Origin of the sequence: Noviherbaspirillum sp. L7-7A, assembly GCF_019052805.1 — a bacterium.
In the GTDB taxonomy this organism is placed as follows: Bacteria; Pseudomonadota; Gammaproteobacteria; order Burkholderiales; family Burkholderiaceae_D; genus Noviherbaspirillum_A.
The window spans coordinates 1,377,926-1,399,737 of sequence record NZ_JAHQRJ010000001.1; the positions used below are offsets into that span (position 1 = coordinate 1,377,926).

Sequence of the window (21,812 nt, forward strand, 5' to 3'; positions counted from 1 at the left end):
TGCGGTCAGACGCTGGCCTGCTCGCCCTGGGTGCAAAGCGCCATTGCGCTATCCATGGTTTCTATATGAAGCAGGAACCAGCCCGGCATCAGCGCAACCACTTCCCGTCCTGGCAGGAGGTCGCCAGCCATGACTTGCCTGGCAACGTGGTGCAGGCCGCCCAGCACCCGGGCATGCTGCTCGCGATGGCTGGGCAGGCCCGAAAAATTGCTTGCCTCCATGATGTCTTCTTCCTCGCGGAAATCCTTCTCCACCTGGGCGACGAAGCGTGCATAGCTTTCCGGGAACTCGGCATCTGCCATGTCGGCCAGCCTGGCCAGTTCGTCGAGCAGATCGCGATGGGCCGCGTCAACCGCTGGCAGCCCCAAGGTCAGGCGTGGCGCCCAATGGCCCCTGCCGGAAAAAGCGGGCGCAGTCATCGGAACACCATCACGGGAAGGGTGCTGTGAGCCAGCACTTTCTGGGTCTCGCTACCGACGAACAGCTTGTTGATCCCCTTGCGGCCATGCGAGGCCATAAAGATTGCATCGCAGCCAAGTTCATCGGCCAGGCGGACGATTTCCTCGTAGGGGCTGAAACCGAGCGCGACCCGGGTTTCGCACGGCACGCCCGCGTCGCTCGCTGCCTCGGCTACCTCTTCCACATGATGGCGGGCCTGGTCTTGCATCTGCTTTTCGTAACGGGTCTGGTCCGGCAGGAAGGCTGATTCGGACAGGGCGGAATACGGAAACGGCTCCGCCACCGACACTGCGGTGATGCGGGCGCCGGCCTCCCTGGCGAAGCTGACGGCCGCCTGCGTTGCCTTGGCAGACAGCGGCGAGCCGTCCGTGGGCACCAGCAGATGTTTGAACATGGCAATCTCCTCCGGTCATTTCAGGTTGTCATCAAAGCCAGCCCATGCTAGAACCCCGCCTGACGGTTTCCCTTGCGCTATGTCAAAAACCGCCATGTGCTGTCTGTCACGCCTGAGTCGATGCAATAATTCGGCGCAAGCCGATGAAAGACAGCAAGCCTGACATTGTTGGTCATGCCAACCGCAAGCTGTGCTGGCCTGGCTGGAGACGCCTTAACCTTGAAACTACAGATCAAAGGATTGCCGCGCCTGGCAATCGCCCTGCCCGCGCTCTGCGCCCTGCTCATTGTGCTGATATGGATCATGGTCGGCGCCAAGGCCGGGCGGGAGCGCCGCCTGGCTGACGCCGGAGCGACGCTTCACGCGCAAGCCCTGTCGCGGTCCTATGCCGAGCAGTTGCAGCGCACCGTCAGCGAGATCAACCAGATCACGCTGACGCTGAAGTACTACTGGGAAAACAGCAGCGAGCGGCCCTCTCTGGAAGACCAGGCCAGCCATGGCTTGTATCCTCCATCGTCCCGACTCTATGTGGTCGTGTTCGACCGCAAGGGCCGCAACCTTTCCAGCACCATGCCCGATCCTTCCCCGCAGGGCGTGGCCGACCGGGAATACTTCAAGGCGCACCAGGGCCGTGCCGAAACTGGCCTGTTCGTCAGCCAACCCTATGTCAGCCGCTCGTTCGGCAGGACTGTGGTGGCATTCAGCCGCGCACTGCGCGACCGCAACGGCGACTTCGACGGCGTCATCCTGGTTGCAGTCGAACCGGCTGTCCTGCTCTCCTTCTTTGCGCAGTCAAGCATGAGCGGAAAGGACCTCATTGCGCTGCACCGCACCGACGGCGCACTCGTCGCCGCCAGGACCGGCGACGCCGCGCAGGCAGGCAACGCGCTGTTTGCCACTGCCCCTCGGCTGGAAGGCGCATCAGGCATGCAGTCGGCCAGCGCGGGCGCCTTTGCCGATGGCGCGGCGCGCATCCTGGCGTGGCAGCGGCTTGCCGACTATCCGCTGGTGGCCACGGCCGGCCTTGCCACCGGCAACATCTACACCGCCGCGCAGGAAGCCGAGCAGACCGACCGGCGATATGCGGCGATACTGACCATGGTGCTGATCATCGCGGGCATCGCCGGTGCCATGGCTTCCCTGCGCGCTGCCGCCCATGCGCAGCGCGAGGCGCGCATCAAGGACACGTACCGGCTGGCCACCGACGGCGCCCGCGAAGGTTTTTTCATGGTGCGCAGCCAGGCCGATGGCCAGGGCCAGATCGTCGACTTCCAGGTCGAGGATTGCAACGAGCGTGGCGCTGCCTTTGTCGGCTTTGCGCGCGCCGCGCTGATCGGCAAGTCATTCAGCGAGCTTTACCGCGGCGCGGCGCTGGCCAAGGTCATGCGCATCTTCCGCCATGCCATGGAGGCCGGTTTCCACGAGGATGAGTTCAAGGTCAGCGCCGTCGGGCGCGACCGGCCGCTCTGGCTGCAGCGCAAGCTGGTACGGTCCGAGGATGCGCTTGCAATGACGGTGCGCGACATTTCCGACGCCCGCGCGCATGCCGAGCAGTTGTCCCGCATGGCCAACGAGGATGCACTGACCACGCTGCACAACCGGCATTGGCTGATACAGACCATGCCGCAAATGCTGGCCAGGGCACAGGCTGGCGGCGGCATGCTGGCCCTGCTGTTCTTCGACCTGGACGACTTCAAGAACATCAACAACACCCTGGGCCATGCGGCCGGCGACCAGCTGCTGCGCATGACGGCGCTGCGGCTGCGCGCCGCGCTGCGGCCTGGCGACCATGGCGTGCGCCTGGGCGGCGACGAGTTCACCGTCATCCTCGAACAGATCAGCAGCGCCGAGCAGGTGGAATCCATTACCGCGCGCGTGGTGGACGCCCTGGCGACGCCCTTCGTACTGGCCGATGGCAGCCGGCACGCGGTGCATGCCTCCATCGGCATCAGCATGTATCCCGCCGATGGCGGGGACGCCGAGACGCTGATCAAGCATGCCGACATTGCGATGTATGCCGTCAAGGCCAGCGGCAAGGGCCACTTCCGGTTTTATCATGCGGACCTGTCCGCCAGCCTGGTGCACAGGCTGGCGCTGGAGCAGGCGCTGCGGGAAGCCATTGCAGGCGACCAGTTCGTGGTGCATTACCAGCCGCGCGTCGACACCTTCACCGGCGCGCTGCGCAGCATGGAAGCGCTGGTGCGGTGGCAGCATCCGCAGCGCGGCCTGGTGCCGCCGCTGGAGTTCATTCCGGTGGCCGAGTCCATGGGGCTGATCCTGACGCTCGGCGAACAGGTCGCCGACAAGGTCTGCGCGCAGCTGGGCGCCTGGCAGCGGCAGGGCCTGCCGCCGGTGCCGGCGTCGATCAATGTCTCGGCCCAGCAGTTCAACCAGGGCGACGTGGCGGCGATGCTGGCCGACTGCATGGCGCGCCACGGGATCGATGCCGGGCTGCTGGAAGTGGAACTGACCGAGTCCTGCATGCTGGCCACCGACCGCCCGGTGGCCGAGCAGCTGGCCGCGATCAAGGCGCTGGGCGTGCGACTGCTCGTGGATGATTTTGGCACTGGCTATTCATCGCTGTCGCAGTTGCAGCAGCTCGATCTCGACGTGCTCAAGGTCGACCGCGCGTTTACTTCGCAACTCAGTGCCGGCGCGCAGGGCGTGGCCTTCTTTCGCGCCATCGTGTCGATGGCGCATGTGCTCGACATGAGCGTGGTGGCCGAAGGCGTGGAGACCGAGGAAGAGCTGCGCCTGCTGCGCGAGCTTGCCTGCGACGAAGTGCAGGGCTATTACATTTCGCGCCCGTTGCCACCGGAAGCGATGGAGGCGCTGATGCGCGGTGTTGCCTCGCAGGCGTGATTCCTGCCATGGCCGGCGCCTGACAACTGACTGGCGCTTGTCCTGTTCTTGGAGCGACCTTGGCCTGACCCGTAGGCCGTAGCCTGGGTGAAGCGCAGCGCGACCCAGGCCATTCATCGGTGGAGCCAGCCGCTGGGCCAGAGCTACGGAAAAGGCAGGGGTTGACAATTGGCCAGGAAAGCACGGGATGCGTCTCTTGCACAAGGGGGCAATCCCGGGTTGCGCTTCGCTTCAAACAGGCTAGGTTTGCTATTCCACCAGGACCCGCAGGGCGTAACACTCCGAAGGGGCATTACACCGATGTTCGTTGAAGGAAGATAGCCGCCATGACGATCCCGGTTCGCGCCGATGGTGCCATGCCCTTCGGGTATTGCAACCCTACGGACCCTGGCAAGCCGACCTGGCAGGCTGCAGCCAGTCAGCCCGAAAGCCCCTCAGTCGACCTTGGCGCCGGAAGCCTTCACCACCGCCGCATACTTCTTCAGCTCGCCTTGGATCAGCGCGGCGAACTGCTCGGGCGACGTGGGCGATGGCTCGGCGCCGAGCTTGGCCATGCGTTCCCGCACATCGGCCGATTGCAGCGCCTTGCGGATCTCCGCATTCAGGCGTTCCACCACCGGTGCGGGCGTGCCCGCCGGTGCCAGTACGCCGAACCAGGTATTGATGTCGAAGCCGGCCAGGCCTTCGGCCTTGCCCGCCTCGGCGATGGTGGGCAGGTCCGGCACGGCTTCGGCACGGCGTGCCGTCGTCACTGCCAGCGCCTTGAGCTTGCCGGCGCGGATGTTCTGGCTGGCCGATGCCAGGTTGTCGAACATCAGGTCGGTCTGGCCGGCAAGCAGGCCCAGCTGGGCAGGCGCAGCACCCGCATAAGGGATGTGCACCATGCTGACCCTGGCCATGGACTTGAGCAGTTCGCCCGCCAGATGCCCGGCGCTGCCGTTGCCGCCGGAAGCGAAGTTGAGCTGGCCCGGATGGGCGCGCGCATACTTCACGAGATCAGGCACGGAAGCGATGCCATGGCGGCTGGCGATGTCGGGATTCATCACCAGCACGTTGGGCACGCTGGCCACCAGCGACACGGGCGCGAAGTCGCGTACCGGGTCGTAGGGCATCCTGGCGAACAGCGTCGGGTTGATGGCATGGGTGGCCACCGCGCCCATCACGATGGTGTAGCCGTCAGGCGCCGACTTGGCCACGATATCGGCGCCGAGATTGCCGCCGGCGCCGGGCTTGTTGTCGACGATGACCTGCTGGCCCATGGCGTCGCGCATTTTCTCGGCAAGCATCCTGGCGATCGCATCGAGCGGACCGCCGGCCGGATACGGCACGACGAAGCGGATCATCTTGGAGGGATAGGCTTGCGCCAGGGCGGCAGGCGCGGCGGCAAGCAACAGGGAGGCGGCAATGCCGCGCAGCAGGGATCGACGCAGATTCATGGTGGCCATCAGGTTGTCAAATGGGCGCCATTGTAAGGCCGGCCGATAACAAACGGAAAGCAGGCTCGCTGCCTGAACCGCATCATTCGCCCAACAGCTCCGCCACTGACTGCAGGCCTTCGATATGCTCCGCGATGACCTTCATCACCACGATGATGGGCACGCCCAGCAGCAGCCCCCAGATGCCCCACAGCCAGCCCCAGAACAGCAGGCCGATGAAGACCGCGGCAGCATTCATCTTCGCGATGCGCCCGGTCATCCATGTGGTGACAAAGGTGCCGACCACGGTCGCCACGCCCAGGGAGATGCCAGCCACCAGGAAGGCGGTGGAGGCGGTGCCGAACTGCAGGAAGGCGGTGACCCCGGTGGCGATGGTGATCAGGAGCGGACCGAAATAGGGAACCAGATGCAGAAAGCCGGCGGCCGCGGCCCAGGCGCCGGCATTTTCCAGGCCGATCCAGTGCAGCGCGATCCACATCATGGCCGCCAGCAGCAGATTGGTCACCAGCAGCATGAACATGTAGTTCTGGATGGACGTGTTGATGTCGTCCAGTATCTGCACCGTGATCTTTTTCTGGCTCAGGGTCGGTCCGGTGAGCTTGACCAGCTTGCGCTTGAAGGTGTCGCCGGAAAGCAGCAGGAAGAACACCAGGAACAGCACCATGGTGGTCTGCCCGACCAGGCCGACCGCGCCCAGGGACCCGGCCCACACCCAGTCGCCGATGCGCAGCTTGGGCGACTCCGGCACCACCACGGTGCGCGACGCAGGCTTGCTGCCCGCCGCCTGGCTGGTGGCTTTCTCGATCTCGGCGGCGGCCTCCTGCATCTGCTGGATCGCCGACTTCTTTCCCTGCTGGGCATGCGCCACCGCGCTGGAAATCTTGTGCGCGGCTTCCGGCAGGCCGTCGAGGATGGACTGGAACTGGGTGCGCAAGGTATTGGCCGCGGCGGCCGCTCCCAGCGTCAGGACCAGCATCACCAGGGTGGTGCCGACCACCCGTGGCAGTCGCATGCGCTGCAGCCAGAGAACGACCGGATTCAAGGTATAGGAAATGAAGATGCTGAACATCACCGGTATCAGGAATTTCTGTGACCACTGCAGTGCATACAGGAAGGCCACGCCGGCGATGATCCATAGGGCCACGCCGCGCGCATCGACTGCTATCCGCGGGTGAATCAGGAGCGCCGGGTCGACGCCGGGGCGCTCGACCGGAACGATGTCGGGATCAGGATTGCGGGTTGCGCTTGGCGCCTGCGGTGCAGCTTCAAAAGGTTTGTTCATTGTCATTTCTTGCGCTGGCGCAGCGGCATCATGCAAGAGCCGGCTCACCGCCGCGCGCGTCGCGGCGGCTGGTGCGGCCGGCCCCTCCCCACCCGGATTTTACTTCAGGCGGATGTCGTTCTTGACCGAAGTCACGCCTTCGATGCCGCGTGCCACCGTGCCGGCCTTGGCTGCCTCTTCACGGGTGGCGACGAAGCCGCTCAGCTGCACCGTGCCCTGGTAGGTTTCGACATTGATCTCGCGGGCCTTGAGCATCGGGTCGTTAATCAGCGCTGCCTTGACCTTGGTGGTGATGAGGGCGTCGCCTGCGTATTCCTTGGGCGATTCGGTTTTTGCGCTCTTGGCGAATGGGCCGGAAGCGCAGCCGGTCAGGGCCAGCATGGATGCGGTAAAGACGGCGGCTGCGATGCGTTTGGTGATGGTCATGATGATTTCCTTTGTTTTATTGATGTTTCAAACTTGCCTTCCTGCGAAGGCATCCTCGGTCTTCCGCAATCGCGGAGCTCCCTTTACTCGCTGTACTGCGCGCGGGCCAGCGTCATGCAGGCCTCCTTCGCAGCGCCAGCCAGGGCGTCACATCTTTCGCGCGCCGCCCTGTAGTAAGCCTTCTTCCTTTCTTCCTTGTCGCGATTGCGCGACTCGGTCACCCGCAGGTCCGACCTGGCATCGGTCGTGGCAGCCAGACGCGCCGCCTTGGCCTGCCGCAGGCATGCAGCCTGCGCCTGGCCGGGGCCGGCCTTGCAGCGCGCCCTGGCGACATCATGGTCGGCATCGGCCGCGGCAATGCGTGCATCGGTTCTGGCCTGCGCCGTATTGCGCCAGTGGGCAACCGTCTCGGCCGTCGCCTTTTTATGTTCGGCCTTCGCCTGGGCAAGGCAGACGGCGCGGGCACTGCGGCTGTCGCTGTCCTGCCTGCAATGCCTGGCGTCGGCGGTGTAGTTGGCGCGCGCTCCTTCCATCGACTCGCGGTACTGCTGCCGGCGATCGTTCCCAGCCGCGCCAGCAGCCGCGCTTGCGAGCAGCGGGATGCACGCCAGCAAGGCCATGCAAGCTCTGCCTGTACTGCCCTTGAAGGATGGGATTGCCTTTGCCATGTTTCGCTGCCCTGCGTGCTGCTTTCAGGCGTATTCATCATGGCCGCAGTTTCCCGCAATCCCCGACTGCATTCAGTACGCTAACGAACATAGACGCGCAGGTTTATGCGCTGCTCCGGTTTCATCGCTTCGAGCCGGCGTCCATGCCGATTGGTACGGCAGCGCACCGACACTCTGCCGCGGCACTTCTATGCTGTGGATGATCGGGCGTGAATGACGCGCCTGACCAGGTGCGATTTCTTAACCCGACGGATCCAAGGAGAGAAACAATGAAGATCATCAAACAGTCCATGGCAGGTATCGTGGTTGTCGCCGCGCTGGTCGGCATCGGCGGCTGCTCGGGCATGTCGCCGCAGACCCGGAACACCGCCATCGGCGCCGGCGTTGGCGGCGTCGCAGGCAATGTCCTTACTGGCGGCAGCACGATGGGAACGGTGGGCGGCGCAGCGGTTGGCGGCCTGATCGGCAACCAGGCGAAATAAGACAGTGCGGACAACAGCGCCCGGCATCGGATTGGTTGGGCGCTGTTGTCATGCTGGTCGGCGCGACGCGCGCCCGCCGTTTGTGAATCCGACATTGCAGCAGCGTCAACGCCGACTGCGGGGACTTCATTCTTCGGCCAGCTTCTTCACCAGGGCATAGCAGCCACACGATGCCCCCTCCAGACCCTTCCGGTCAAGAATCCGTATTTCCCCACGGCTGTAGCTGATCAGCCCGCGCTGCTGCAGGCTGGTAGCGGCCTTGGTAATTCCTACCCGCCTCACACCCAGCGCCAGGCCAAGGACTTCATGCGTCAGATGCAGTGCATTCGATTGCACCCGGTCGCGCATCATCAGCAGGGACCGGGCAAGACGGGCTTCGAGCAGATGGAAATGGCTGCAGAACGCGGCCTGGTTTGCCTGCACCATCAGCCCATGCGCATGGCGGGCCACTGCCTGCTCCAGCTCGGCATGCTGTTCCAGCGTAAGGCGAAAGGCATCGGCCGGCATGCGCAGCGCCATGCCGCTGCGCCGAACCACGGCATGCACCGGCGACATCATGCAGCCCAGTGCCACCGCGATGCCCGCCAGCCCCTCGTCACCGACCAGCCCCACTTCGAGCGTCATGCGCTGGCTTGCCACGGCCATGAAGGCGATCACGGCATCGACCGGAAAATAGACCTGCTCGATGCGCCTGCCCTGCTCATGCAGGGTGTCGCCGGCATTGAGCGACATCCATCCCAGCGCGCCGCCATGCAGCAGTGCCGGCAACGCGCCTGCTGGCAGCGCGGCCAGCAGCTGATTGCATGGAACGGCGTCAATGTCGGTCATCGGGAGTCATTGCAACTTGGGGGTGATCTGTACGGATCGGCTGATCCAGCGCAAGGTGTCTTGCAGCGTTGGTATCTAGCGTATCTTTCTTGCATGACTACGTATGTACGCCAGCGTACAGTGCTGGCAGCTGGCATCGGTGACAATCTGGCCAGGCTGAGCCGCGCGCCAGCTTTCGTCTTATCAAGCAAAAAGGATGCTCTATGCGTAAACTAACGATCTCCATGCTCACTGCTGTCCTCGCCGTTACGGGTTGCGCGGACATGAACCAGACCCAACGCGGCACGGCCACGGGCGCTGGCGTGGGTGCCGGCCTGGGCGCCGTGCTGGGCGCCGCAACCGGTGGCGGCGGCGGACGCCGTACCGCCACTGGCGCCGTGCTGGGCGGCGCGGCTGGCGCCGTCATCGGCAATGTCTGGTCCGCCCGCATGGAAAACCAGAAGCGTGCGATGGAGCAGGCAACCCGCGGCACCGGCGTGCAGGTTACCCAGACCCAGGACAACCGCCTGAAGCTCGACATTCCAAGCGACATTTCCTTCGATACCGGCCGCGCCGACATCAAGTCCAACTTCCGCCCTATCCTCGACCGTTTCGCCAGCGGGCTGGTGGAAAACCAGGCGGCCCAGGTCACCATCATCGGCCACACCGACAGCACCGGCGGCGATGCGCTGAACAACCAGTTGTCGATCGACCGCGCAGCCAGTGCCCGCAATTACCTGGCCAGCCGCGGCGTGGCGCAGCAGCGGGTCGCCATCGAGGGCCGCGGCGAACGCGAGCCGATCGCCTCGAACGACAACGAGGCCGGCCGGGCGCGCAACCGCCGGGTCGAGATCTATGTCGCCGAGCCGCAGCAACAGGCACAGGCTCCGCAGTATCAGCAGCCGCAGTATCAGCAGCCGCAATATCAGCAACCGCAGTATCAGCAACCGCAGTACCAGCAGCCTCAATATCAACAACCGCAGTATCAGCAGCCCCAGTATCCGCAGCCCCAGTATCAGCAGCCGCAGTACCAGCCCCGCTGATCAACGCTGACAGCCAGGCCGGCGTGTGCAATTTCAGACGATTGCCCGCGCCGGCCGCTACTGCAGCGGGCCATCAATTGTGCTGGGCATGGTTTGCGGCTACTCTATGCAACTCTTTGCAGCCGCCTCGCCCCGCATGCCTTACTCAGACCATTCCTCACACGCCGCGCCGTTGCGCATACGGCGCGGCACTCATCAGGCCGCACTTCTCGGGAACCAGATTCGATGCAGATAGCCGTTGTCGGCGGTGGCGTGGCGGGCGTGTGCACCGCCTATTTCCTGGCGGCGGCCGGGCATCAGACCGTCGTTCTCGAGCGTTACAGCAACGTGGCGCTGGAAACCAGCTTCGGCAATGCCGGCCTGATGGCGCCTGCCCATGCCGCGCCCTGGGCCGCGCCCGGCATGCCCCAGAAGCTGTTGTCCTACCTGTTCAAGCCGGAGTCGCCCGCGGTGCTCAAACCCGGCGTCAGCCCGACGCTATGGCGCTGGATGCGACGCTGGCTGGCCGAATGCGACATCGAGCGCTTCCAGGTCAACAAGCTGCGCATGCAGCGCCTGGCGCTGTACAGCAACGAACTGATGCACCTGCTGCGCGAGCATTACGCGCTGCAGTACGAGCAGACCCGCGGCCTGTTGCAGTTGTTTCGCAGCCAGAATGAACGCACGCTGGCCCAGCCGCTGCTGGCGCTGCTGGAAGAAGCCGGGCTGCCCCATCGGCTGATCCATTCCGACGACGCCAGGCTGGTAGAACCTGCCCTGGCTTACCACACGCCACTCAATTCGGCGCTGCACCTGCCGGGCGATGAAGCAGGCAACTGCCCGCTCTTCACCCGCCAGTTGCGCGCGATTGCCCAGGAGATGGGCGTGGTGTTCCACTTCGACAGCGCAGTCGATTCGATCGAAAGCGACCGGCATGGCGTGACCCTTTCCATCGGCAGGCAGCGCTTCGGCGCCGACGCCGTCGTGATCGCCGCCGGCTACGACAGCCTGCCGCTGCTGCGCCGGCTCGGCATCCGGGTGCCGCTGTACCCGGTGAAGGCCTACTCGGCATCGGTTGCCATCCGCAACTTCGATCAGGCGCCGCTGGCGTCGGTCGCCGACGAAAGCTACAAGGTCTCGGTCACCCGGCTTGGCACACGGGTCCGAGTGGCCGGCACGGTGGAACTCGGCTTTCCGGCGCCCGAACTGCGCGAGGCCGCGCTGCGCACCCTGGTCAAGGTCGGCGAGGACTGGTTTCCGGATGCGGCGAATTACAATGCCTCCAGTTTCTGGAGCGGGGTCTGGCCCATGCTGCCCGATGGCGTGCCGCTGGTCGGTCCCACCGCGCTGCGCAATGTGCATGTCAACATTGGCCATAGCGCATCGGGCTGGGGCATGGCGGCCGGATCGGGCAAGCTGGTCGCCGACCTGATCTCCGGACAGGCCACGGATATTGATACGGAAGGACTCACACTTGCACGTTATGGATAAGACGGATGTCATCGTTATCGGCGCCGGCGTTGTCGGCCTGGCAGTCGCGCGGGCGCTGGCCCAGGCGGGCCGCGAAGTCATGGTGGTGGAATCGCATCCCGCCATCGGCATGGAAACCAGCTCGCGCAACAGCGAGGTCATCCACGCAGGCCTCTATTACCCGAGCGGCAGCCTGAAGGCAGCGCTGTGCGTTTCCGGCCGCGATGCGCTGTATGCCTACTGCGCCGAGCGCGGCATTGCCCATCAGCGCTGCGGCAAGCTGGTGGTTGCCACCAATACTGCCCAGCATGAACGCCTGGCCGGAATCGCCGCCCAGGCGCATGCCAACGGCTGCACCGAAGTGCGCATGATCAGCGCCGGGGAAGCCATGGCGATGGAACCGGCGCTGCAATGCACCGCCGCCCTGCACTCGCCGATGACAGGCGTGATCGACAGCCACGGCTTCATGCTGGCGCTGCAGGGCGATGCCGAGCATGCCGGCGCGGTGTTCGCGTTCGCCAGCCAGGTGCTGTCCGGCGAGCGACGCGACGACGGCATCGTGCTGCGGGTGGCCGAGACCGGCGCCGGCAGCGACGACGAGGGCTTCCTGCTGCATGCCCGCACCGTGGTCAATTGCGCCGGCCTGTGGGCGCCGCGCATCGCCCGCAGCATCGCCGGCCTGGATGAGGCCAGCATTCCGCGCGCCTGGTTCGCCAAGGGCAATTATTATTCGCTCGCCGGGCGGGCGCCCTTCTCGCGGCTGATCTATCCGGTGCCGGAGCCCGGCGGCCTGGGCGTGCATCTCACCCTCGACCTGGGCGGCCAGGCGCGCTTCGGCCCGGACGTGGAATGGCTGGAAGACGAGCAGATCGATTACCTTGTCGACCCGGCCCGGGCCGATCGCTTCTATGCCGAGATCCGGGCCTACTGGCCGGCGCTGCCCTCGCATTCGCTGCAGCCGGCCTATGCCGGCATCCGGCCCAAGATCAGCCCGCCCGGCGCGCCCGCCGCCGACTTCCTGTTCGCTTCCCACGGCAGCGGCCACTATCTCGGCCTGTACGGCATCGAGTCGCCCGGCCTGACCGCCTCGCTGGCCATTGCCGATCATGTGCTCGGACTGGCCCGGGCCTTGTCATGAAGCGGGCGCGCAGCGTCTACGGCGTTGCCGAGGTGCGCGCCATTGAACGCGCGGCGCTGGCTGCTGCCCCTGCCGGTACGCTGATGCGTCGCGCCGGCGCGGCCGCGGCCGGACTCGCCATGCGGCTGCTGCCCGGCGGTGGCCGGGTGCTGGCCATTGCCGGTCCCGGCAACAATGGCGGCGACGCCATGGAGGCGGCGACGCTGCTGGCAAGCCAGGGATGGCAGGTGACGATCGACTTTCGCGGCAACCCGGCGGCGCTGTCGGCCGATGCGGCGGATGCGCTGCGGCGGGCGAAAGCCAGTTCTGCACGATTCGACCAGGCTGACATGGCGCAGGGTTGGGACCTGGCACTCGACGGCCTGTTCGGCATCGGATTGGCCCGGCCCATCGCCGGCGACCTGGCTGAGCTGGTGCGCACGGTCAACCGCCTGCCCTGCCCCGTCGTCGCGCTAGATGTGCCAAGCGGCCTGGATGCCGACACCGGCGCCATCGTTGGGCCCGACGGCGTGGCGGTGCAGGCCACGCATACCCTCACCTTCATCGCCGACAAGCCGGGGCTGCATACCGCCGACGGCTGCGACCATGCCGGCCTGGTAGAGGTGGCGAGCCTGGATATCGACACGGCGCTCTTTCCGGCGCCGTCGGCATGGCTGGCAGGCACAGACCTGTTCGCGCCAAGCCTGCAGCCGCGCCGGCAAAATTCCCACAAGGGCAGCTTCGGCGATGTCGCCATCCTCGGTGGCGCACAGGGCATGTCCGGCGCGGCGATCCTGGCTGCCCGCACCGCCGCCCTCGCCGGCGCCGGCCGGGTATTCGCCGGTTTCCTGGCCGAGCCGCCAGCCTATGATCCGCCGCATCCGGAGATCATGTGCCGCCGCGCAGCCGACCTCGAGCTTGAACGGGCTTGCGTGGTGGCCGGCCCTGGCCTGGGCAGTAGCGGCCAGGCCCGCTCCCTGCTGTCCCAGGTGCTGGCCGGGACGGCGCCCCTGGTGCTGGACGCGGATGCGCTCAATATGGTGGCCGCCGGCGTCGACCTGCGCAATGCGCTGGGCCGCCGCGGCGGCGCGCTGCTCACGCCGCATCCGCTGGAAGCGGCACGCCTGCTCGGCTGCACCGCTGCGCAGGTGCAGGCCGACCGGCTGGCCGCCGCGCGCCGGCTTGCAGCCGACTTTGGCGCGGTAGTGGTGCTGAAGGGCGCCGGCAGCGTGATTGCCCGTCCGGACGGGCTGGCGGTCATCAATGTCACCGGCAGCCCGGCGCTGGCCACCGCGGGCACCGGCGACGTGCTGGCCGGCCTGTGCGGCGCATTGCTGGCGCAGCGCTGGCCGGCATGGGAAGCGGCGCTGGCGGCGGTATGGCTGCACGGCGCCGCCGCCGACATGCTGGTGGATCAGGGCGTGGGCCCGGTCGGCCTGGTGGCAAGCGAATTGCCAGGAGCGGTGCGGACCTGCCTCAACCAGTTGATACGCGCAGCTGCTGATCATTGACCAGCCGGCCGGCCGCGATCGTGATGGTGCGCTCGCACAGCGCGGCAATCGCGGTGTCGTGGGTGACCAGCACCAGCGTCGATCCGCGCTCCCGGTTCAGTGCAAACATCAGATCGATCACGGCGTCGCCGGTGGCGGCATCCAGGCTGCCGGTGGGCTCATCGGCAAACAGCAGGGGCGGCTCGCTGACGAAGGCGCGCGCCAGCGCCACCCGCTGCTGCTCGCCGCCCGACATGTATTTCGGATAATGACCCAGGCGCGCATTCAGGCCGACCCGCTCCAGCATGGCTTCGGCCCGGCCGCGGGCATCGCGATCGCCGCGCAGCTCGAGCGGCAGCATCACGTTTTCCAGCGCGGTCAGGTGCGACAGCAGCTGGAAGGACTGGAACACGAAGCCCAGTTGCGCCTTGCGCAGGCTGGCGCGGCCATCCTCATCCAGCGCATAGATGTCGGCGCCGTTGAGCAGCACCGTGCCTTCGGAAGGCGTGTCGAGGCCGGCCAGCAGGCCCAGCAGGGTGGACTTGCCTGACCCCGAAGCGCCGACGATGGCAAGCGTGCCGCCCGCCTGCACTGTAAAATTCACATCCTTCAGAATGGTGAGTTCACCAGCCGCATCGGCGACCCGCTTGCTCAGGTGGGAAACTTCAATCGCAACTTCGGCATTGATCGGTGCAGGCATGCAGGCAATCTTGGAAAGGATATCGATGGTTGGGAAAATACGGCACGTTCTGCTGATGGCCGCGCTGCTGTGCGCTACGGCGAGCGCCTATTCTGCATCAAAAACCCTGCTCGTGCTGGGCGACAGCCTTTCCGCCGAATATGGGCTGGCGCGTGGCAGCGGCTGGGTGTCGCTGCTGGAAAAACGGCTCAAGTCGGAAAACCTGGATGTGCGGGTAGTCAATGCCAGCATCAGCGGCGACACCACCAGCGGCGGACGCACCCGCCTTCCGGCGCTGCTGGAAAAGCACAAGCCCGATGTGATGTTGCTGGAGCTCGGCGCCAATGACGCGCTGCGCGGCCTGCCGGTCGCGTCCACCGAGGACAACCTGCGCGCCATGATCACAGCCGCCAAGGGCATTCGCGCCCGCGTGCTGGTGGTCGGCATGCAGATCCCTCCGAACTACGGCCCCGACTACACCCGCCAGTTTTCCGGTGTGTTCAACAAGCTCGCCGCCGAGCAGAAGGTGCCGCTGGTGCCCTTCTTCCTCGAGCGGCTGGTGGAACGGCCCGATCTGTTCCAGAGCGACCGCCTGCATCCCACCGCGGACGCCCAGCCGCTCCTGCTCGACACGGTCTGGCCGCGACTGCAACCCCTGCTTGTAAAGTGATTCAATGAAGTTTCCCGCCCTGCTACCCATTTCAACCGTGCTGCCCGATCTCGGCAGCTACGACACCATCATCGATGTCCGCAGTCCTTCGGAATTCGCCGAAGACCACATCCCTGGCGCCATCAACTGCCCGGTGCTGGACGACGCCGAGCGCGCCGAGATCGGCACCCTTTACAAGCAGGCGAGCCCGTTCGACGCCAAGAAGAAAGGCGCAGCCCTGGTTGCGCGCAATATCGGCAAGCACCTCGAGAACACCCTGCTGGACAAGCCGCGCGACTGGAAGCCGCTGATCTACTGCTGGCGCGGCGGCAACCGCAGCGGCGCGATGGCCCACATCCTGGCCAAGGTGGGCTGGCAGGCGGTGCAACTCGACGGCGGCTACAAGGAATACCGGCGCCAGGTCAACCAGGCGCTGGCCGAGCTGCCGGCGCGGTTCCGCTTCATCGTGGTCTGCGGCACCACCGGCAGCGGCAAGAGCCGCCTGTTGCAGACCCTGGCCCGGCATGGCGCCCAGGTGCTGGACCTGGAACAGCTGGCCGCCCATCGCGGTTCGGTGCTGGGCCACCTGCCCAGCGAGCCGCAGCCCAGCCAGAAAATGTTCGAGAGTCGCCTGTGGCGTGGCCTGCAAGGCTTCGATCCGTCGCGGCCGGTGTACGTCGAATCGGAAAGCAAGAAGGTCGGCAACCTGCGGGTGCCGGAGGCGCTGATGGAAAGAATCCGTGCGTCGGAATGCGTCTCTGTGCAACTGTCGCAGGGTGACCGGGTTGCGCTGCTGATGGAAGACTATGTGCATTTCGTCGAAGCGCCACAGGCGCTGAATGTCCGCCTGGACTGCCTGGCGATGCTGTATGGCCGCGACAAGATCAGTCACTGGCAGAAACTGGCGCTGGAGGAAAAGATGCAGCCGCTGGTGGAAGAACTTCTCACCGACCATTACGACCCGGCATACAACAAGTCCATCCGACGCAACTTCACCCGCTTCGGCGATGCCATGGTGCTGGAGATCAAGGACATTTCGGCCGAGGCATTCGACGATGCCGCCACAACGCTGCTGGCGGCAGACGGAAGCATGTCCTGATGCGTTGGAGCAGGCTGCACGGGCCATGACACAAGCCAAAAGCTAAAAACTGAAAGGCGCCCGGCAATCGCGCCTTGATGAGTCGCCCAAAACAAAAGGCGCGCAACCCTCGGGTTCCGCGCCTTTTTACCTGGCAGGTCAGTCTGATGCCTTGCCTGCCCTCCTTGCTTACTTCGGCGCTTCCTGCTCGCCTGCAGCCGCCGCCGGCGCCGCCGGCGAATTCACCAGCTTGGTCTTGGCACGGTTCTTCAGCACATCGATATAGGCCAGCGTTTCCTGCTGCGACAGCGCTGCCGCAATCTGTTGCTGCTCGGCGGTACGCCGCGCCTCGTCGACCTTGGCCGCGGGCGCGAGCTTGTTGATGCGGTACACCCCATAGCCCTGCCCCGGCAATTCCGCGCCAACCACGGCCGGCAGCTTGCCGACATCCGCCTTCATCACTGCCATGAAAGCGCTTTCGTCCAGGCCGCCGGCGGCGGTGCGGGAAACCATCTTGGCCGCGCCGAAGCCGTTGGCGTCGGTCCTGGTCTGCAACTCGGCCAGGCGCGCCTCGCCTGCCTTCTTCGCCAGCGCCATCGCTTCCTGCTGCAGCACCAGCTCCCTGACCTGCGGCTTCACCTCTTCCAATGGACGACGGGTCTTGGGCTGATAGGACACCACGCGGCCAGCCACCAGCGTATTGGGCGCCACTTCCACTGCTTCGGTATTGTGCTTGTTGCGCACCGCTTCGTCGGAAAACAGCGCCCCCAGGAATTTCGCATTGTTATAGGGAACGTCCTTGCCCAAGCCCGGCTTGGGCTCGCGTCCGATGATGCTGACGGTCTCGATCTTCAGGCCCAGCTTGTCAGCCACCGGCTTCAGGCTGTCGGCCTGTTCATAGACGGTATTGGAGAAAGTCTCGGCCATCTCGGTGTACTTCTTGGCAGCCAGCTGCTTCTTGATCTCGGCCGCGATCTCGTCCTTGACCTGCTCCAGCGAACGCACGCCGCCCGGCTTGACATCGGTCACCTGAATGATGTGATAGCCAAACTCGGACTCGACCACGTCGCTGATCTCGCCTTTCCTGAGCTTGTAGGCAGCGTCCTCGAAAGGCTTGACCATCATGCCCTTGCCGAAAAAGTCGAGGTCGCCGCCGCGCTCGGCCGAGCCTGGGTCCTGCGAGTTTTCCTTGGCCAGCTTGGCGAAGTCGCCCGGGTTCTTGCGCAGCTGCGCCAGCAGTGTCTCTGCCTTGGCCTTGGCGGCGTTGCGCTCCTTGGCGGGCGCCTCCTTGGGTGCGGTAATCAGGATGTGGCTGGCGCGCCGCTGCTCTTCGGTGGTGTAACGCTTTGCATTCTGCTCGTAATAAGACTTGATGTCGGCATCGCTGACCGATACCTGGCTGGCGATATTGGCCGCATTCAGCACCACATATTCGGCCTTCACCTGCTCCGGGGTCTCGAAGCGGCTGCCGCTCTTGTCGTAATAGGCCTGCAGCATTTCATCGGTCACCTTGACCTTGGCAGCATAGTCGGACACCTTGAACAGCTGTTCCTGCACTTCACGCTGCTGCTCGTTGATTTCAGACAGTCGGGTCGCCAGCGACTTGGGTGCAAACGCGCTGTTCTGCACCGCTGCATTGATCTGCTGCAGCGCCATTTCCTGGCGCAGCTGTGCTTCATACATGGTCGGCGTCATGCCCTGCGCGGCCAGCAGCGCCTTGTAGCGCTCCACGTCGAACTTCCCGTCCGCGGACTGCAGTTCGGGAATTTGCAAGATGCTCTGCTGCAGGGAAGAATCCGATACCGACAGATGGTTGCGCGCCGCTTCCACGGCCAGTGCTTTCTGCGCAATCAGGTTATCGAGCAGGCCGCGGCGCGCCTCGGGCGTGTCCAGCAGGCGCGGATCGAACTGGGCGCCGTAGGCCTGACGCAAGCGGTCGGCCTGCTGGCGCTGCGCCGCATCCAGTTCTTCCTTGGTCACCTTCTGTCCGCCCACCTTGGCAACGACATTGGTCTCGTCGCCCATGCGGGTATAACTTTCCAGGCCGAGCAGGGCAAACGAAGGAACAATCAGGAGCAGCAGCAGGAACTGCATCAAACGCTGGTGGGTACGGATGAAATCGAACATGGTCTACCGATCACGGGCAAATTGCTTGGTGCGCGAAATTCTAGCGCATATGAAAAAAGGCGAACATAAGTTCGCCTTTTTGGTTTTCTGGCGGAGTGGACGGGACTCGAACCCGCGACCCCCGGCGTGACAGGCCGGTATTCTAACCGACTGAACTACCACTCCTTGATACTACCGGAAAGCCGAAAGCTTTCCCTTCCTGACTTGCTGTTGGTGGGTGCTGAGAGGCTCGAACTCCCGACCTACGCCTTGTAAGGGCGCCGCTCTACCAACTGAGCTAAGCACCCGATAAAACCGCTATTCGCTGAGCCAGCCAGGTCTTGCCGCTTGTCACCGCGACGAAGGCGGCTAGTTTATCGCATCTTTCAATGCTTTGCCAGGCCTAAATTTGGGCACCTGCGCCGCGGCAATCCTGATCTGGTCGCCGGTACGCGGATTGCGTCCGGTGCGGGCTGCCCGCTTGCCCACTGAGAACGTGCCGAATCCGGCCAGCGTGACCGACCCGCTGTCCTTCAGCGTGCTGGTGACTGCTTTGAGCACGGCATCCAGTGCGCGGGTAGCGGTTACCTTGGGAATCTCCGCCGACGCGGCGATATGGTCTATCAATTCTGTCTTGTTCATTGTCGCTCCTCCATCTCATTATTCCCCTTTGCGATTTTTCGCACGATAAATCGATCATCGAGGATGCAGGAAATCCGCAGCGAGTATTTAACAAGTCACCCCAGAATGTGTCAAGGATCCAACATTTGCATTTTTACAACAGCCAAGAAACCGCTTGACGAAAAAAATCGCGCTCCGTAGAGCGCGATTTACGGGAATGACGCAGTTTAGTGCTTCACGACATTCGGATCTGCCTTGTCAGCCGGCTTGGTCACCGCTGCTTCGGCCATTTCCTCTTCAGACAGTGGCGTAGGCTGGCGTTCCAGGGCGATTTCCAGCACCTTGTCGATCCAGCGCACCGGCACGATTTCCAGCTTGTTTTTCACGTTGTCCGGAATCTCGGCCAGGTCCTTCACGTTCTGCTCGGGAATCAGCACGGTCTTGATGCCGCCACGATGCGCCGCCAGCAGCTTTTCCTTCAGCCCGCCGATCGGCAACACCTCGCCGCGCAGCGTGATCTCGCCTGTCATCGCGACATCGGCACGCACCGGAATGCCGGAGAACACCGACACCAGCGCCGTCGTCATCGCGATACCGGCCGAAGGACCGTCCTTGGGCGTTGCGCCTTCCGGCACGTGGATATGGATATCGGTCTTCTCGAACACCTCCGGCTTGATGCCCAGCGATTTCGCGCGGCTGCGCACCACGGTACGGGCAGCTTCGATCGACTCCTTCATCACATCGCCCAGGGTACCGGTACGTATCACGCCGCCCTTGCCCGGCATGGTGATCGCCTCGATCGTCAGCAGATCGCCGCCGACTTCGGTCCAGGCCAGACCCACCACCTGGCCAACCTGGTTTTCCTTCTCGGCCACGCCGAAGTCAAACCGCCGCACGCCCAGGAACTTGTCGAGATTGGCGGAATTGACTTCCACCTTGCGCTCGTTCTTGGACAACAGCAGCATCTTCACCACCTTGCGGCAGATCTTCGAAACTTCGCGCTCGAGCGAACGAACGCCGGCTTCCCGGGTGTAGTAACGGATGATGTCGCGGATCGCCTCTTCGGTCACCGTGATCTCGCCGTCCTTCAGGCCGTTGTTCTTGATCTGCTTGGGCAGCAGGTAGCGCTGCGCAATGCTGGTCTTCTCGTCTTCGGTGTAGCCGGACAGCCGGATCACTTCCATTCGGTCCAGCAGGGCCGGCGGGATGTTGTACGAGTTTGACGTCGCCACGAACATCACGTCCGACAGATCGAAGTCCACTTCGACGTAATGGTCCGAGAAAGTGTGGTTCTGTTCCGGATCCAGCACTTCCAGCAAGGCCGACGACGGATCGCCGCGGAAATCCATGCCCAGCTTGTCGATCTCGTCGAGCAGGAACAAGGGATTGCGCACGCCGGTCTTGGACAGGCTTTGCAGGATCTTGCCCGGCATCGAGCCGATATAGGTCCGGCGATGGCCGCGGATCTCGGCTTCGTCACGCACGCCGCCCAGCGCCATGCGCACGAACTTGCGGTTCGTGGCGCGGGCGATCGACTGCCCCAGCGAGGTCTTGCCGACGCCCGGAGGTCCGACGAAGCACAGGATCGGCGCCTTCAGCTTGTCGACGCGCTGTTGCACGGCGAGATATTCCAGAATGCGTTCCTTGACCTTCTCCAGGCCATAGTGATCGTCTTCCAGCACCTTCTCGGCATTGGCGAGGTCGTTGTTGACCTTGGACTTCTTCTTCCAGGGCAGACCGATCAGCGTATCGATGTAGTTGCGCACCACGGTTGCCTCGGCCGACATCGGCGACATCAACTTGAGCTTCTTGAGTTCGCTTTGCGCCTTTTCGCGGGCTTCCTTGGGCATCTTGGCAAGCACGATCTTCTTCTCGAGCTCTTCCAGATCCGCGCCCTCTTCGCCTTCGCCCAGTTCCTTCTGGATCGCCTTGACCTGCTCGTTCAGGTAATACTCGCGCTGCGACTTTTCCATCTGGCGCTTGACGCGACCACGGATGCGCTTTTCGACCTGAAGGATGTCGAGTTCGCCTTCCAGCTGGCCGAGCAGGTGCTCGTGGCGCTTGGCCACGTCGAAAATTTCCAGGATGACCTGCTTTTGCTCCAGCTTCAGCGGCAGATGCGCGGCAATGGTGTCGGCCAGGCGACCGGCGTCGTCGATGCCTGCCAGAGAAGTGAGAATCTCGGGCGGGATCTTTTTGTTGAGCTTCACATACTGGTCGAACTGCTGGACGATCGCGCGACGCATCGCTTCGACCTCCGCTTCATCGCCCGGCTCGGATTCCACGGGGGTCAGCTCGGCGGTGAAATGGCTGTCGAGTTCAGTGATCTTGTGGATGCGTGCGCGCTGTGCGCCTTCGACCAGCACTTTAACGGTGCCGTCGGGCAACTTCAGCATCTGAAGGATGTTGGCAATGCAACCGATTTCGTAGATATCTTCGGCAGAGGGCTCATCCTTGGCGGCTGCCTTCTGGGCAGCCAGCATGATGCTCTTGCCTTGCTCCATGGCGGCTTCGAGCGCCTTGATTGATTTTGGACGGCCTACGAACAGCGGTATCACCATATGCGGAAAAACGACGACGTCGCGCAATGGCAGCAGCGGCAGTTGGGTAGGTGCGGTAACAGTAGAATTAGTCGTCATGGCGGGCCTTATCAAAAATCCTGTTTATGATGTTGGCGCGAGCAGCCGAAACACAAGCCCGGGCATCAACAAAAAACATGCTTAGTTGCAAAACAAATAAAAAAGCCACTCACGTTTTTATGCGC

19 protein-coding genes and 2 tRNA genes are annotated in these 21,812 nt (G+C 64.2%); 8 read left to right on the forward strand and 13 right to left on the reverse strand.

Annotation, left to right across the window (positions count from 1 at the left end; genetic code table 11):
* Window positions 1–5 precede the first annotated feature (5 nt).
* Both KTQ42_RS06180 and KTQ42_RS06185 read right to left on the reverse strand, forming a co-directional pair.
* On the reverse strand, window positions 6–419 hold the full coding sequence (locus tag KTQ42_RS06180) for a hemerythrin domain-containing protein (RefSeq protein ID WP_217344720.1): 414 nt from the start codon (window positions 417–419) through the stop codon (window positions 6–8).
* Complete coding sequence (locus KTQ42_RS06185; RefSeq protein WP_217344721.1) at window positions 416–853, reverse strand: universal stress protein; 438 nt, start codon at window positions 851–853, stop codon at window positions 416–418. The genes KTQ42_RS06180 and KTQ42_RS06185 overlap by 4 nt, the downstream gene beginning before the upstream one ends.
* Window positions 854–1,072: 219 nt before the next feature.
* Between KTQ42_RS06185 and KTQ42_RS06190 the strand changes: the two genes are divergently transcribed.
* Window positions 1,073–3,715, forward strand: coding sequence for an EAL domain-containing protein (locus KTQ42_RS06190; RefSeq protein ID WP_217344722.1), 2,643 nt, complete (start codon window positions 1,073–1,075; stop codon window positions 3,713–3,715).
* 434 nt (window positions 3,716–4,149) lie between these two features.
* Here KTQ42_RS06190 and KTQ42_RS06195 read toward each other — a convergent pair whose 3' ends face one another.
* From KTQ42_RS06195 to KTQ42_RS06210, 4 genes are all read right to left on the reverse strand, one after another.
* Window positions 4,150–5,151 (reverse strand): tripartite tricarboxylate transporter substrate binding protein, encoded by a 1,002-nt coding sequence (locus KTQ42_RS06195; protein ID WP_217344723.1) that lies wholly within the window; start codon window positions 5,149–5,151, stop codon window positions 4,150–4,152.
* Window positions 5,152–5,233: 82 nt separating this feature from the next.
* Window positions 5,234–6,433 (reverse strand): AI-2E family transporter, encoded by a 1,200-nt coding sequence (locus tag KTQ42_RS06200; RefSeq protein WP_349292126.1) that lies wholly within the window; start codon window positions 6,431–6,433, stop codon window positions 5,234–5,236.
* A 99-nt stretch (window positions 6,434–6,532) separates the two neighbouring features.
* A complete protein-coding gene (locus tag KTQ42_RS06205) occupies window positions 6,533–6,859 on the reverse strand; it encodes a BON domain-containing protein (RefSeq protein ID WP_217344725.1) in 327 nt (108 codons plus the stop codon).
* A gap of 83 nt (window positions 6,860–6,942) precedes the next feature.
* A complete protein-coding gene (locus KTQ42_RS06210; RefSeq protein ID WP_217344726.1) occupies window positions 6,943–7,479 on the reverse strand; it encodes a hypothetical protein in 537 nt (178 codons plus the stop codon).
* Window positions 7,480–7,796: 317 nt separating this feature from the next.
* Between KTQ42_RS06210 and KTQ42_RS06215 the strand changes: the two genes are divergently transcribed.
* Complete coding sequence (locus tag KTQ42_RS06215) at window positions 7,797–8,009, forward strand: glycine zipper 2TM domain-containing protein (protein ID WP_194711081.1); 213 nt, start codon at window positions 7,797–7,799, stop codon at window positions 8,007–8,009.
* 126 nt (window positions 8,010–8,135) lie between these two features.
* Here KTQ42_RS06215 and KTQ42_RS06220 read toward each other — a convergent pair whose 3' ends face one another.
* Window positions 8,136–8,837, reverse strand: a complete 702-nt coding sequence (locus KTQ42_RS06220; RefSeq protein WP_249222661.1) for a Crp/Fnr family transcriptional regulator — start codon at window positions 8,835–8,837, stop codon at window positions 8,136–8,138.
* A gap of 203 nt (window positions 8,838–9,040) precedes the next feature.
* Between KTQ42_RS06220 and KTQ42_RS06225 the strand changes: the two genes are divergently transcribed.
* The 4 genes from KTQ42_RS06225 (at window position 9,041) to KTQ42_RS06240 (ending at window position 13,936) form a co-directional block, all read left to right on the forward strand.
* Complete coding sequence (locus KTQ42_RS06225; RefSeq protein WP_217344727.1) at window positions 9,041–9,859, forward strand: OmpA family protein; 819 nt, start codon at window positions 9,041–9,043, stop codon at window positions 9,857–9,859.
* 225 nt (window positions 9,860–10,084) lie between these two features.
* The gene (locus KTQ42_RS06230; RefSeq protein WP_217344728.1) at window positions 10,085–11,329 is read left to right on the forward strand and encodes a D-amino acid dehydrogenase; all 1,245 of its coding nucleotides are present in this window, start codon (window positions 10,085–10,087) and stop codon (window positions 11,327–11,329) included.
* Window positions 11,322–12,446 (forward strand): NAD(P)/FAD-dependent oxidoreductase, encoded by a 1,125-nt coding sequence (locus KTQ42_RS06235; RefSeq protein WP_217344729.1) that lies wholly within the window; start codon window positions 11,322–11,324, stop codon window positions 12,444–12,446. Before KTQ42_RS06230 ends, KTQ42_RS06235 begins: the two co-directional genes overlap by 8 nt.
* The gene (locus KTQ42_RS06240; RefSeq protein ID WP_217344730.1) at window positions 12,443–13,936 is read left to right on the forward strand and encodes an NAD(P)H-hydrate dehydratase; all 1,494 of its coding nucleotides are present in this window, start codon (window positions 12,443–12,445) and stop codon (window positions 13,934–13,936) included. The genes KTQ42_RS06235 and KTQ42_RS06240 overlap by 4 nt, the downstream gene beginning before the upstream one ends.
* Here KTQ42_RS06240 and KTQ42_RS06245 read toward each other — a convergent pair.
* A complete protein-coding gene (locus tag KTQ42_RS06245; RefSeq protein WP_249222662.1) occupies window positions 13,902–14,615 on the reverse strand; it encodes an ABC transporter ATP-binding protein in 714 nt (237 codons plus the stop codon). The genes KTQ42_RS06240 and KTQ42_RS06245 overlap by 35 nt on opposite strands.
* A 25-nt stretch (window positions 14,616–14,640) precedes the next feature.
* Here KTQ42_RS06245 and KTQ42_RS06250 point away from each other — a divergent pair, with 25 nt between their 5' ends.
* Both KTQ42_RS06250 and mnmH read left to right on the forward strand, forming a co-directional pair.
* Window positions 14,641–15,264 carry an arylesterase gene (locus KTQ42_RS06250; RefSeq protein ID WP_283093256.1) on the forward strand — a complete coding sequence of 208 codons (624 nt, stop codon included), beginning with the start codon at window positions 14,641–14,643 and terminating at the stop codon, window positions 15,262–15,264.
* Between the two features lie 4 nt (window positions 15,265–15,268).
* Window positions 15,269–16,342, forward strand: coding sequence for a tRNA 2-selenouridine(34) synthase MnmH (gene mnmH / locus KTQ42_RS06255; protein WP_217344732.1), 1,074 nt, complete (start codon window positions 15,269–15,271; stop codon window positions 16,340–16,342).
* 168 nt (window positions 16,343–16,510) lie between these two features.
* Here mnmH and KTQ42_RS06260 read toward each other — a convergent pair whose 3' ends face one another.
* The 5 genes from KTQ42_RS06260 to lon all read right to left on the reverse strand — a co-directional run bounded on the left by KTQ42_RS06260 (window position 16,511) and on the right by lon (window position 21,687).
* Window positions 16,511–18,448 carry a SurA N-terminal domain-containing protein gene (locus tag KTQ42_RS06260; protein ID WP_217344733.1) on the reverse strand — a complete coding sequence of 646 codons (1,938 nt, stop codon included), beginning with the start codon at window positions 18,446–18,448 and terminating at the stop codon, window positions 16,511–16,513.
* Between the two features lie 88 nt (window positions 18,449–18,536).
* Window positions 18,537–18,613 (reverse strand) — tRNA-Asp (locus KTQ42_RS06265).
* Between the two features lie 46 nt (window positions 18,614–18,659).
* Window positions 18,660–18,735, reverse strand: a tRNA-Val gene (locus KTQ42_RS06270).
* Between the two features lie 61 nt (window positions 18,736–18,796).
* Window positions 18,797–19,069, reverse strand: a complete 273-nt coding sequence (locus KTQ42_RS06275; protein ID WP_217344734.1) for an HU family DNA-binding protein — start codon at window positions 19,067–19,069, stop codon at window positions 18,797–18,799.
* 206 nt (window positions 19,070–19,275) lie between these two features.
* Complete coding sequence (gene lon / locus KTQ42_RS06280) at window positions 19,276–21,687, reverse strand: endopeptidase La (RefSeq protein ID WP_217344735.1); 2,412 nt, start codon at window positions 21,685–21,687, stop codon at window positions 19,276–19,278.
* Between the last annotated feature and the right edge of the window lie 125 nt (window positions 21,688–21,812).

Excerpts from the sequence above, each read along its gene's own strand:
- KTQ42_RS06230 (WP_217344728.1), top strand. The coding sequence starts at position 10,085 with ATGCAGATAGCCGTTGTCGGCGGTGGCGTGGCGGGCGTGTGCACCGCC.
- KTQ42_RS06240 (WP_217344730.1), top strand. The coding sequence starts at position 12,443 with ATGAAGCGGGCGCGCAGCGTCTACGGCGTTGCCGAGGTGCGCGCCATT.
- KTQ42_RS06235 (WP_217344729.1), top strand. The coding sequence starts at position 11,322 with ATGGATAAGACGGATGTCATCGTTATCGGCGCCGGCGTTGTCGGCCTG.
- KTQ42_RS06215 (WP_194711081.1), top strand. The coding sequence starts at position 7,797 with ATGAAGATCATCAAACAGTCCATGGCAGGTATCGTGGTTGTCGCCGCG.
- KTQ42_RS06220 (WP_249222661.1), bottom strand. The coding sequence starts at position 8,837 with ATGACCGACATTGACGCCGTTCCATGCAATCAGCTGCTGGCCGCGCTG.
- mnmH (WP_217344732.1), top strand. The coding sequence starts at position 15,269 with ATGAAGTTTCCCGCCCTGCTACCCATTTCAACCGTGCTGCCCGATCTC.
- KTQ42_RS06195 (WP_217344723.1), bottom strand. The coding sequence starts at position 5,151 with ATGAATCTGCGTCGATCCCTGCTGCGCGGCATTGCCGCCTCCCTGTTG.
- KTQ42_RS06250 (WP_283093256.1), top strand. The coding sequence starts at position 14,641 with ATGGTTGGGAAAATACGGCACGTTCTGCTGATGGCCGCGCTGCTGTGC.
- KTQ42_RS06225 (WP_217344727.1), top strand. The coding sequence starts at position 9,041 with ATGCGTAAACTAACGATCTCCATGCTCACTGCTGTCCTCGCCGTTACG.
- KTQ42_RS06185 (WP_217344721.1), bottom strand. The coding sequence starts at position 853 with ATGTTCAAACATCTGCTGGTGCCCACGGACGGCTCGCCGCTGTCTGCC.
- KTQ42_RS06210 (WP_217344726.1), bottom strand. The coding sequence starts at position 7,479 with ATGGCCTTGCTGGCGTGCATCCCGCTGCTCGCAAGCGCGGCTGCTGGC.
- KTQ42_RS06180 (WP_217344720.1), bottom strand. The coding sequence starts at position 419 with ATGACTGCGCCCGCTTTTTCCGGCAGGGGCCATTGGGCGCCACGCCTG.
- KTQ42_RS06275 (WP_217344734.1), bottom strand. The coding sequence starts at position 19,069 with ATGAACAAGACAGAATTGATAGACCATATCGCCGCGTCGGCGGAGATT.
- KTQ42_RS06200 (WP_349292126.1), bottom strand. The coding sequence starts at position 6,433 with ATGAACAAACCTTTTGAAGCTGCACCGCAGGCGCCAAGCGCAACCCGC.
- KTQ42_RS06260 (WP_217344733.1), bottom strand. The coding sequence starts at position 18,448 with ATGTTCGATTTCATCCGTACCCACCAGCGTTTGATGCAGTTCCTGCTG.
- KTQ42_RS06205 (WP_217344725.1), bottom strand. The coding sequence starts at position 6,859 with ATGACCATCACCAAACGCATCGCAGCCGCCGTCTTTACCGCATCCATG.
- KTQ42_RS06245 (WP_249222662.1), bottom strand. The coding sequence starts at position 14,615 with ATGCCTGCACCGATCAATGCCGAAGTTGCGATTGAAGTTTCCCACCTG.
- lon (WP_217344735.1), bottom strand. The coding sequence starts at position 21,687 with ATGACGACTAATTCTACTGTTACCGCACCTACCCAACTGCCGCTGCTG.